Consider the following 11,027-nt stretch of genomic DNA (forward strand, 5'->3'; position numbering starts at 1 on the left):
CCTGTCTCATCCATCGGACCGCCCAGATTGTAGACACATCCGTGATCCGTGAGATTTCCCGCATATTCTGCCAGATCCGCCAGAGCGCGCCCCGCATCGTCAATATACATGAAGTTCCAGAGCTGCGTGCAGGCGGTCATCGTCATCTTCTCCCCTGCCCGGAAGACCCGGACACAGGAGGAAAGAAGCGACCACGGGTGATCGCCCGGTCCATACGTGCTGAAAATCCGTGCATGCCCATAATCCAGTCCCAGTTCCCGGCAGAGCACTTCCGCCTGCTGCCGGACTGCCAGTTTCGCGCGTCCATACGGGGAGGTCGGCTCGCAGACCGTCTCCTCGTCTGTCAGCTCGCTCTTGACGCCATACTCCGCCTGCGAACCTGTAAAGAGAAACCGCCGGCACCCGAGGGCTTTCGCCACGCGGACGGCATTCAGCGCGTCCTGCACGCTCTCCTCCTGGACTGACTCATTTTTCCGTGAATCACTCCCTGCACCGCGCCAGCCCATATGGAGAAACACATCGCATCCGCCCGGAATCCGTTCCGGCAGTTTCGAGAGATTCCCCAGATCCTCCTCCAAAATCGTGAGTCCCTGCGGAAATTTTCCATTTTCCCGCAGCAGATCCGATTTCGTCGAATGTTCCCGCAGTACGGCGTATACCTGATGTCCGCGATGTAACAGCTCGCGCACCACCCCCAGACCTACAAAGCTGGTGGCACCTGTGACAACTATCTTCATTCTATCGTTTCCTTTACTATTTTTTAATACGCGGAATCAGCATGATACGGTCCATCTCCTCGTCCGGAAGGAATGGGGACAGATCCTCCAGCGGCGGCGATACAAGCGTTCCGTCCGGCAGTCTCTTCGCCGCGGACTTTGGCTCAAAGTTCTGATCCAGCGTTACAAATACCTCGCAGATCACCGGACCGTCCATCGCCAGCGTTTCTTCTACCTTCTCGCCCAGCTCCTTGTTTCCATGAATCGCTACATATGGGAATCCATACGCCCACGCCAGCTTTTCCATACTCGGGAATCCAAGATCGCCGCTGTCCACGCCGATACCGATGAGCGGCTCGCCGAAGAAATTCTTCTGGGTCTGGCGGATGGAATGGTAACCGCCGTTATTGATAATGAAAATCTTGATCGGCATCCGGTGGCTGACAACTGTCTCAAGCTCCTGTAAATTCATCTGAATACTGCCGTCTCCGGTAATCAGGATAATATCCTGGCTGTGATCTGCCACGCACGCGCCGATCGATGCCGGAAGTCCGTAGCCCATCGAAGCGATGCCGGAGTTCGAGATAAATCTCTGTCCCTTTTTCACAATATTTGCGTGTCCACACACAACATTTGCAGATCCATTCCCCACAACCACGATCTGGTTCTCATTTAAACGGCGGCTCATCTCATACGCAAATGCATATACGTTTGCCTCTGTCTCCGTGCCGCCGTTCATGTGCTTCGGCAGAACCACCGGATAATCATGCTTCCAGCCCTGGCAGATACGCAGCCACTCTGCCTGCGCCTCCTTGTACTCCTGCGTCATCGAAGCCGCGCCGTCCGCTTTTCCTTCCTCCGAAAGAACCTCGTCCATCACGGTCAGAAGATCCTTCACATCCGCGTGAACCGGCATGTCCACATGCAGGGTCGGCTTTTTCAGCTCTTCGGCATCGATATCATTCACAATCACATACGCCTCGCGCGCCCAGGTAGTAAAACGGTAACCGACCTGACGGAAACTCAGACGGCTTCCGAGCGACAGCACCAGATCGCTGTTCTGGATCGCGAAGTTGCCCGGGCGATCGCCGACGTTGCCGCCTTTTCCGATGTACAGCGGGTGTTCGTCATAGATACAGTCGATGCTGTCCGCGCCGGTCACAACCGGGATTCCCAGCTTTTCAACCACGCGCATGAAAACATCGTGCGCCGCGCCGATACGGATACCATTTCCGGCATTGATCACCGGACGTTTGGAGGTGCGGACTTTCTCGATGATCGCACGCGCCGTCTCCTTCGTCACACGTGCCGGAAGTTTTGCACGAAATTCACCTTTTCCGGCGGTATCCTCCGGGATCTCGGACGCGCTCTCTGCCGCCCAGCCAGTTCCGCCTGCCTCATAATCCTCCGGATCAAAGCCGATCAAATCGTCTGTCTCGATCATTGCCGCCTGCACATTCAGCGGAATATCCAGCCAGGTAGGACCCGGACGACCGTTGTAAGCCAGATACAGGGCTTTTTCCACACAGAAGCGGATACGCATCGGATCGATCACCATCTCACAGTATTTTGTCATATTGGCAACCGATTTGGTGATATCATACTCCTGATCGCCCATCGCGCGCAGGTGAAGTCCCGTGCTGCGCGCTGTCGTGTCATAACGCACCTGTCCGGAAATGACAAACATCGGGATTGAATCCAGAAATCCGCCCGCAACGCCGTTCATCGCATTGATGCCGCCAGGTCCCGTCGTCACGCACACTGCCGCAATCTTGTTGTGGATGCGGGCATACGCCTCCGCTGCCATCGCACATGCCTGCTCATGATGATTGTAGAGGCAGTGAAGTCCTTCCTGATGCCCCAGCGCGTCATCCAGATGCATCGCGCCGCCGCCCGTGATCATAAACACATCCGTGATGCCGGATGCGAGAAGCTTTTCTGCTATATAATTAGAAAGTTTCTGTTTCATTTTGATTTCCTCCTGAAAATACCTTGTCAAGTGTTCATATTACATCATAAGAACGTATTCTCACCCGTCCACTCACGAACCCGCGCTATCGCGCTCTACCGCCCTGCTTCGCATGGCTGTTCGTTCGTTAATGGCGCAAGAAAAGAATATGTCTGCTTCGCAGCCGCATTCTTTTCTTCTGCGCTCATTATACCATGACCACTAAATTCGTGAAACACCTCATTAAGTGGTCAGGTATATGTTCTCACTAGACTCGAAAATACCTCGTCAAGTGTTCACATTATATCACACATATTTATCTTTTCATAGCCAGCACGGCGTTTTCCCTTCTTCTGAAACGTTCTTTTGTTACTGCGAACAGTTACGGTCTTTTTTCTCAACTTACATTTTTCTTATGTTGTCTTGTGTTTTTCCTATTTCTTTTCTATAATAAAAGTCGGCATCCGGTTCACATCGGTATGCCTGAATCGTTACGGTTCAGTTTACTTTATGTAACTGCATTTTTATCATACAGAGGAACGTCTTATGAATCGATTAGCACAGAAAAAAAAGGTCTGCGCGCTAATTCCGGCGCGGCTTAATTCGGTTCGCTTTCCGGGAAAGGCATTGAAACAGATTAATGGGATTCCAATGGTTGTGCGGGTTCTCGCGGCGGCGCGGGACAGCGGTGTATTTGATGCCGTTTACGCTTCGACCGACAGCCCTGAGATTGCTGCTGTTTGCCAGACATATGGATTTGAGGCGGTTTTCACCTCCCATTCCCATCAGAATCCGACCTCCCGCATTCAGGAGGCGGTGACGATTCTGGAAGATTCCAAGTCTGCTTCTTCGCGGAAATTTGATTTTTATGCGATGATCGGCGGGGATGAACCGCTTCTGACACCGGAGATTCTGCAAAATTTTATGGAGCAGGCGCTTACTGTTATTACCTCAAAAGAACATGTACAACGTCCATTTCTCATCAATGCCATGGCAGATATCCCGAACAATGCCGAGACAGCCGATCCATCCAACATAAAAGTAGTCTGCCGCCCGGACGGCACAGGGCTTTACATTTCCCGTGCGCCAATTCCATTCCGCAAGGGGACGCTTGACAAACCTTCCCGGAAATTTGTGAGTATCGGGCTTTATACGCGGGAATCGCTCGATTTCTTCTGCCAGAGCAGACCGGGCATTCTGGAACAGATCGAGGGCGTGGATTTGCTGCGTTTCCTCGAATATGGGAAAACGATCCTATTTCTTCCCATCTGCGGATATACGCTTTCCGTAGACACCCCCGCCGACCTTGAAACAGTACAGGCGATTTTACACAGGAGGACTAGCACCCTATGAATAAGAAAACATACCGCGGCGTGATCTTCGACCTCGACGGCACGCTGCTCGATACATCTGAAGGCGTCTTTGCGAGTGTGCGCCACACGGTAGAAGCACTTGGAAAACCTGCCCTCGACGAGGCGACACTCCGCACCTTTATCGGACCGCCCGTCAAGCTGTCGCTCATCCGCCTCTATGGACTGGACGAGGACGCCGCGAACCACGCAACCGAGATTTTCCGCACCCAGTACAAGGATCACGACCTGCTGAAAGCCGAGCCATACGCCGGTATCAAAGACCTGATCCGCGCACTCCGCGCACAGGGCTGCAAGATCGGGGTTGCTACCCTGAAACGCGAAGATTATGCGCTGACTCTGCTGGAACATTACCATTTCACAGAACTCTGTGACTCCATCTGCGGCAGCGATTTTGCCAGCAAAATGACGAAGGCTGACGTTCTGCACAAGTGCTTAAAAGCTTTGGAGTTGTCTCCATCCGAGGCAGTTCTTATCGGTGATACCTCTTCCGACGGAAAAGGTGCCAAAGAGGCAGCTGTCGATTTTATGGCAGTCACCTACGGCTTCGGACCAGATACCGCGGAGGCATGGCAGGAATATGCGCCGGTTTATACGGCAAAGGATACGCATGATATCGGGGCGTTTCTGGGAGTCAATTTTTAAAATTACAAACATAACAAGAGGACAAACATCATGAAACAAGTCAAATTACTCGACTGCACTCTCCGCGACGGCGGCTACGTCAACGACTGGGAGTTCGGTCACGACAATATTGTTACTATTTTTGAACGTCTGATCAGCGCGGGCGTGGACATTCTGGAAGTTGGTTTTCTGGATGACCGCCGCACCTTCGACCGCAACCGCACGATCATGCCGACAACCCAGTGTGCCGATCAGATTTTCGGCAAGCTGGACAAGGGAAATACGATGATCGTCGCCATGATCGACTACGGAACCTGCGATATTTCTAATTTAAGCCCGTGTTCTGAGTCCTACATCGACGGCATCCGCGTCATTTTCAAAAAACATGTGATGCATGAGGCGATCCAGTTCTGCCACGAAGTCAAAAAACTGGGCTACAAAGTGTTTGCACAGGCAGTTTCGATCACCAGCTACTCCGACCGCGAGCTTCTGGATCTGGTTGACCTTGTCAACGATCTGGAACCGTATGCGATGTCCCTTGTAGACACCTACGGTCTGCTGCATCAGGATAACCTGCTGCACTATTTCCAGCTCTTAAACTACAACTTAAAACCATCGATCGCGATCGGCTACCACTCCCACAATAACTTCCAGCTCGCATACTCGAACAGCATGGAAGTCTTACGCGAACCGGCAGACCGCACCGTTTTAGTTGATGCCACCCTGTACGGCATGGGAAAAAGCGCCGGAAATCTTCCGATCGAACTCATTTCCATGTACATGAACACCGTATTCGGACGCAATTTCAATGTCAGTCAGATGCTCGAGGCGATCGACATCAGCATCATGCCGTTCTTCCGCAAGAGCCCATGGGGATATAACCTGTTCTTCTATATTTCCGCCTCCAACAACTGCCACCCGAACTACGTCCGCTTCCTGATGGATAAGCACACCCTGTCGCTTAAATCCATCAATACGATTCTGGATGCGATTGAGCCGGAGAAAAAACTGCTCTACGACAAAGATTACATTGAAACACTGTACCGCAGGTATCAGAGCACAGAATGCAATGACGAAGCCGATATTCAGGCATTGAGTGCTTCTTGGAGCGATCGCCCGCTTCTGCTGCTCGGTCCGGGAAAGAATCTGGAACTGGAAAAGGAGGCAATTCTTTCCTATATTAAGGCGCACAATCCGATCACAATCTCCGTCAATTTTATCCCGGAGGGAATTCCAATCGATTATGCGTTCTTAAGCAATTCCAGGCGGTATGTCCAGCTCAACAACCGCCTGCTCGAGCACGCCGACGCCCAGGGACGCCCGGTGCGCGTCATCGCGACCTCGAACGTGACGAATGTCAAAGATACACATTTTGATTACACCTTAAACTATAATTCCCTGATCGACCAGAATGCAGAGATCATCGATAATTCCTTTGTCATGCTGCTAAACGTCCTGACCAAAACAAGCGTCCACCACGCCGCCTGCGCGGGATTCGACGGATATACGGTCGATGGAGACAACTACTATAATTCCGCGATGGACTACCGGATCGCGCGGGAAAAATCACAGAGTATTAACCAGTATGTGATAGATACGCTGGAGAGGCTGGCAGGAACGCTGACGCTGGAGTTCCTGACGGATTCGAAATACGTAAAATGAAAAAGAATGTGCCCTTTTTCCACATCTCTCCACCCTTTCCAGCAACGCACACTATCTTTTTACGCATAATCCCCGTATAATAAGCCCCGTAATGCAGCGATGGATTTTCGCATTTTCAAAAAGGAGAGATTATACCATGCGTAAGCAAACTAAAACTTTAGCTGTTTTATCCGCTGCGGCTTTGTTCGCGGCTGCTGCACCTATAATGACAAATACGGGAACTTACAGAGTTCTGGCGGCTCAGAGCGGCTGGACAGAGGAAGATGGTCGTCTTTATTACTACGATGAGGACGGCTATAAAGAGACAAACACATGGAAAAAGCGGAATGGCGACTGGTTTTATCTCGATGAGGAAGGCGAGATTGCTACCAATCAGAGAGTCGATGACTATTTCGTCAACGATGAGGGGCACATGGCAAAGAACCAATGGGTTTCGGCTGAAAATGAGATCAGCTACGACAGCCCGGATTCTCCGGACGGCGGCTCCTGGCTCTATTTTGGCAAAGACGGCAAGATTGTAACTGCCAAATGGATGAGCATCAACGGAAAAACCTACTATTTCGACGAGGACGGACTGATGCAGACCGGGCTTCTGGAGCTGGACGGACAGACCTACTACCTCGGCGAGGAAGATGACGGCGCCAGAAAAACCGGATGGATTCTGCTGGAAACCATCACGAAAGACACCGACGATGAAGATATCTGGTGCTATTTTGACACCGAAGGACGCATGATCGTAAACCAAATGGACCGCAAAATCGACAATGGCTACTACACCTTCATCGACGGCCAGATGCAGACAGGCTGGATCAATGTCGCGGAAGCTGGCTTTGTAAGCTCCAGCACACCTTCAAACGAAGCAGCAACAGCGGACAACTCTGCCACAGACACTGTCAGCTTAAACGATTTCCGCTATTACGATCCGGAAAATGGCGGACGCCGGGCAAGCGGCTGGTACACCATTGAAGGGGCACCGGGCATCAGCGAAGAAGAAGAGCCATTTTCCTTCTTCTTTAAAAACGGAACCGCTTACTTTGCCGAGAAGGATCTTGCTATTTTCACCATCAATTCCGAGCGCTACTGCTTCAACGAGCGCGGTGAAATGCAGACCGGGCTTCAGAGCCTGAAACAGGCGGATGGCAGCTTCGCCTCCTACTACTTCGGCGACGACGGCGTGATGCGTACCGGCAAGCAGACTATTTACAATGATGATTTAGAAGAAAACCAGATCTGGTATTTCCAGACCAAAGGTTCCCTCAAAGGACAGGGCTACCATGGCGAGCGCGATAACCAGGTTTATGTAAACGGTCTTTTAAAGAAGGCGGATCCGGAGCTCCGCTATGAGCCGGTTTCCACCGGTGAAAAACGCTACCTGGTAAACACCAGCGGCACCATCCAGAAAGCAACCTCTTCCTCCTCTTCCGCTTCCCGTCCGGAACTCGGAAAAGGGTTCAAGGATATCAAAGACAGCAATGATACTGTCTGGACAGTTGACACATCTGGAATCATCCAGTAAAATATAATATTGCATCCGTTCAAATACCGCAGGACACTTTTGTGACACCGCGGTATTTTTTCTAAAAGATGTCTTTTTTTATCGTTTTGAAAATTTTTTTGGAAATTTTTAAATTTTTTTCTAAAAACCAGTTATAATGTTCCCGATTAAAACGTATTATAATAAGGGGGATATTTTCATTTTTCTCCCAATGACTCAACTCTTACTTCTACGGAGGCAACTCTATGCGTGGTTTAAATGTTTATTGCTGTCCAACCTGTGGACATTATGGATTCTTTCAGCTCGTTGCCAATGCGGTGTGTCCGCATTGCTCAATCGCCATGACTCCTCTTCCCATTCCATATCAGGATTTCATGGACTTAGACTATCCACAGCGGCAGATCCTGATTTCCAGACACATGATTAATGCGGCGAGCCATTTGGATTCTAAAGCCAAACCGGCGAACAAGGCTAAGGCACCGGGGCAGACAAAGCCATCCGGCCGGAGCAATTCACTGGATGATGAAAAATCGGCGGATCAAAATGCAGCACCCGATAACATCAAATTGATGACCGATCATTCTGCAGCACCGGGTAAAACAAAATCGTCTTCCACTTCCTCGAAGATCCATCCGGATATTTCAAAAGATTCCGACAAGGAAACGCTCTATCAGGAAGTATTGGCTCTAAGAGAGAAAAACGAGCAGCTGGAGCAGACTGTCTCCTGGATGCATGATTTAATCTGGGAATTGACGCGCCGACTACATATTACACAGAGTAGATAAAAAATGCCGCATGATTCATTCTGGTTTGATAACATACCTTCTGAATCATGCGGCTTTCATATTCGATCTACTATTTAATTTTTGATTTGATTTTTCACCTGCTCCATCTGGTATAAATGAGCCTCTTCTTTTCCATCTTATCCAAGCTCTCCGCTTATCCCGCCTTCTCCGTCTTACAGAGTATGTAGTGGTCAATCATCCGGTTTAAGCTTTGATTCATCTGATCCAGAGTTTTAAATAACTCCCTCAGCTCACGCTTTAATTCTTCATTTTCCTGCTCTAAAACGATCAATTTTTTAGCTTCATCCATAAACTCTCCTCCTTTTGACTGCCTGTTCTTCCATTCAGATGACCACACTGCATAACGCAGCTCTGCCAGGCGATCATATCGTTTTTTCTTTTCATATTATTTATAAACCGATTTTAAGAAAAATAAAAGAGTCTATCGATCGCAAATTTCGACACGGAGCATCGCTCCGTTACTGTTCACGCATATGTGCCCAGTAACTCGCTCACACATTACTTTTAATTCTAAATCGACAAAATCCAGGCAGATTTGGCTTTTCCGCCGAATCTGCCCGGATTTGCTGTCTATTTAATCCGTTCTGTCTATTTGAGCTATTCTGCCTGTTCTGCTTTCTCTCTTGTGAGTGCAAGCCCAATCGCCAGCATCGCCCACATAATCGGTGTCGCGATCGGGAGGTTGATATTAACAACTGCCTGTGCTCCATAGCAGAGCACCGCCAGAACAGGCGCCAGGATCCAGGCGCACTCTTTCCATTTTTTGCACATCTGCACGCAGGTGCCGCCCAGAAACGCAAGATAAGATACAAGCGCAAGCGGTCCCATTGTAACAAGGTACTGAAAATATTCGTTGTGGGCGCTCTCATAGAAAACTCCATACCGATCCAGCGCATCCTGCCTGAAATCCCAAGTCAGAATTCCATATGTGTCGGGTCCAAAACCAAACAACTGATGCAGGAACGGCAGCTCGCGATAGGACTGCCAGCCAATTCTCCAGCAATATCCCCGGTTCGTTCCCCAGTCATCATCAAAAACAAGATACTGGGACAACGCGCTGTACCGTTCCGCATGTCCTCCCAGATTTGCATCATAGAGGACAAATGCCACTGCCAGGCATCCAAGAATCAAAACGGCACACCAGCCACGCCAAATCCATCGTCCCGGTTTGCTCTCTGGATTCGTCTGTTCCATCTTCCGTTTCCAAACACAGAGAACCCCCGCCAGAATCCAGAATAAAACGACGACTCCCTCCAGATAACGATAGCGCACCAACACGCCAAACACACCGCCCAGACCGATGACCTGATCAGCATATACTTTATTGACCGTATCTACTACCTTGATCACGGTCATAAACGTAGCCGCCAGAATACCATAATCTGCGATGCCCCGCCATGTCGTAAATAAAAACAGCGGCATCACCGCAAACAGCATTCCAAGTGATAAATATGCATTATCACTCTGTCCGGTAATCAATGCAAAAAAGGCCAGCACCGAAACCAGATAATACCAGATACGGCGTCCCACTTTTCTCTCACTTACAAAACAGCCGCATGCAACCGCCATCGTAAGCGCCACAAACGCCGTATATGTGTTAATATTTCCCAATGTAGATACAAACACGTTTCCCTGTTCATTGCTCACGCCCTTTTTCCATCCCAATAAATCCATCTGGAAATAATCTGTAATTCCAAACAGGCAGACCAGAACGGACGATGCCAAAAAAACATCCAGGTACCATTTTCTCATCCGGCCATACTTGCTGATCACAATCGTTCCCAGCACATACAGCGTAATCAAGAATAATCCGCTGAATCGTCCCTCATTTCCCCAGAACGACTCATACACATAGTCCGACAGCACCGTCGATATCAGTGCCAGCCCCCAGAAAACTTCCAGCGCCTTATAGGCAAATGGCTGCTTTTTTAATTCAGACGGTCGAAACGCACCGAAAAAGCGCCGCACATGCGCCCCGTCAAACTGCTTTAAGTCCATGCACGCAAATACTATCGCTGCGATCAGGCATGACGCCAGCATCGCAACCGTGCTGAGCCAGTAAAACTGATATTTCGATACCAGAATATCATAATAATAATTATGGAAATATAGCGGAAATGCCCCAAACACCACACACAGATACACCGACACAATCCATGAAAAAACCTTTCGGACTTTTCCTTCCCATGCCTGCTCTGCCAAAATGGATGCAGCCGGAGCTCCCTGCTCTCTTGCAATCTCTGTCTGTTCCATCACATTCTTCTCCTTTTCTTATTCGTAAAACCAGAGAAACGGCTTGTATCAGTATAGCATTTCGTTTTGTGGATAGCAAGGAAGGAAATCTTAAATTTCCCCTATTATCTCTCCTATTTTTGCAACTTGCGATACTTTTCCATATCCGAAGTA

The 11,027-nt window shown here is 49.6% G+C and carries 9 protein-coding genes; 5 read left to right on the forward strand and 4 right to left on the reverse strand.

Translation table 11 applies throughout. The features are described from left to right. A partial coding sequence (locus QVO97_RS04250; protein ID WP_288188884.1) for an NAD-dependent epimerase/dehydratase family protein occupies positions 1-737 on the reverse strand: 737 nt, incomplete at its 3' end. 16 nt (positions 738-753) lie between these two features. Next, on the reverse strand, positions 754-2,685 hold the full coding sequence (locus tag QVO97_RS04255; RefSeq protein WP_022359153.1) for a thiamine pyrophosphate-binding protein: 1,932 nt from the start codon (positions 2,683-2,685) through the stop codon (positions 754-756). Between the two features lie 525 nt (positions 2,686-3,210). Here QVO97_RS04255 and QVO97_RS04260 point away from each other — a divergent pair. From QVO97_RS04260 to QVO97_RS04280, 5 genes are all read left to right on the forward strand, one after another. Beyond that, positions 3,211-4,017, forward strand: coding sequence for a 3-deoxy-manno-octulosonate cytidylyltransferase (locus QVO97_RS04260; protein ID WP_022359154.1), 807 nt, complete (start codon positions 3,211-3,213; stop codon positions 4,015-4,017). Then, positions 4,014-4,679 (forward strand): HAD hydrolase-like protein, encoded by a 666-nt coding sequence (locus QVO97_RS04265; RefSeq protein ID WP_022359155.1) that lies wholly within the window; start codon positions 4,014-4,016, stop codon positions 4,677-4,679. The genes QVO97_RS04260 and QVO97_RS04265 overlap by 4 nt, the downstream gene beginning before the upstream one ends. Before the next feature lie 30 nt (positions 4,680-4,709). Further along, positions 4,710-6,320, forward strand: coding sequence for an aldolase catalytic domain-containing protein (locus QVO97_RS04270; RefSeq protein WP_022359156.1), 1,611 nt, complete (start codon positions 4,710-4,712; stop codon positions 6,318-6,320). 205 nt (positions 6,321-6,525) lie between these two features. Beyond that, the gene (locus QVO97_RS04275) at positions 6,526-7,836 is read left to right on the forward strand and encodes a cell wall-binding protein (RefSeq protein ID WP_337626889.1); all 1,311 of its coding nucleotides are present in this window, start codon (positions 6,526-6,528) and stop codon (positions 7,834-7,836) included. 224 nt (positions 7,837-8,060) lie between these two features. Further along, the gene (locus QVO97_RS04280; protein WP_022359158.1) at positions 8,061-8,600 is read left to right on the forward strand and encodes a hypothetical protein; all 540 of its coding nucleotides are present in this window, start codon (positions 8,061-8,063) and stop codon (positions 8,598-8,600) included. A gap of 154 nt (positions 8,601-8,754) precedes the next feature. Here QVO97_RS04280 and QVO97_RS04285 read toward each other — a convergent pair whose 3' ends face one another. Continuing rightward, positions 8,755-8,910: a hypothetical protein gene (locus tag QVO97_RS04285; RefSeq protein WP_022359159.1), complete on the reverse strand. Its 156-nt coding sequence runs from the start codon at positions 8,908-8,910 to the stop codon at positions 8,755-8,757. 308 nt (positions 8,911-9,218) lie between these two features. Further along, complete coding sequence (locus QVO97_RS04290; protein ID WP_022359160.1) at positions 9,219-10,874, reverse strand: O-antigen ligase family protein; 1,656 nt, start codon at positions 10,872-10,874, stop codon at positions 9,219-9,221. Between the last annotated feature and the right edge of the window lie 153 nt (positions 10,875-11,027).

This window comes from Clostridium sp. CAG:43, from assembly GCF_000434655.1.
Lineage (GTDB): Bacteria > Bacillota > Clostridia > Lachnospirales > Lachnospiraceae > Otoolea > Otoolea fessa.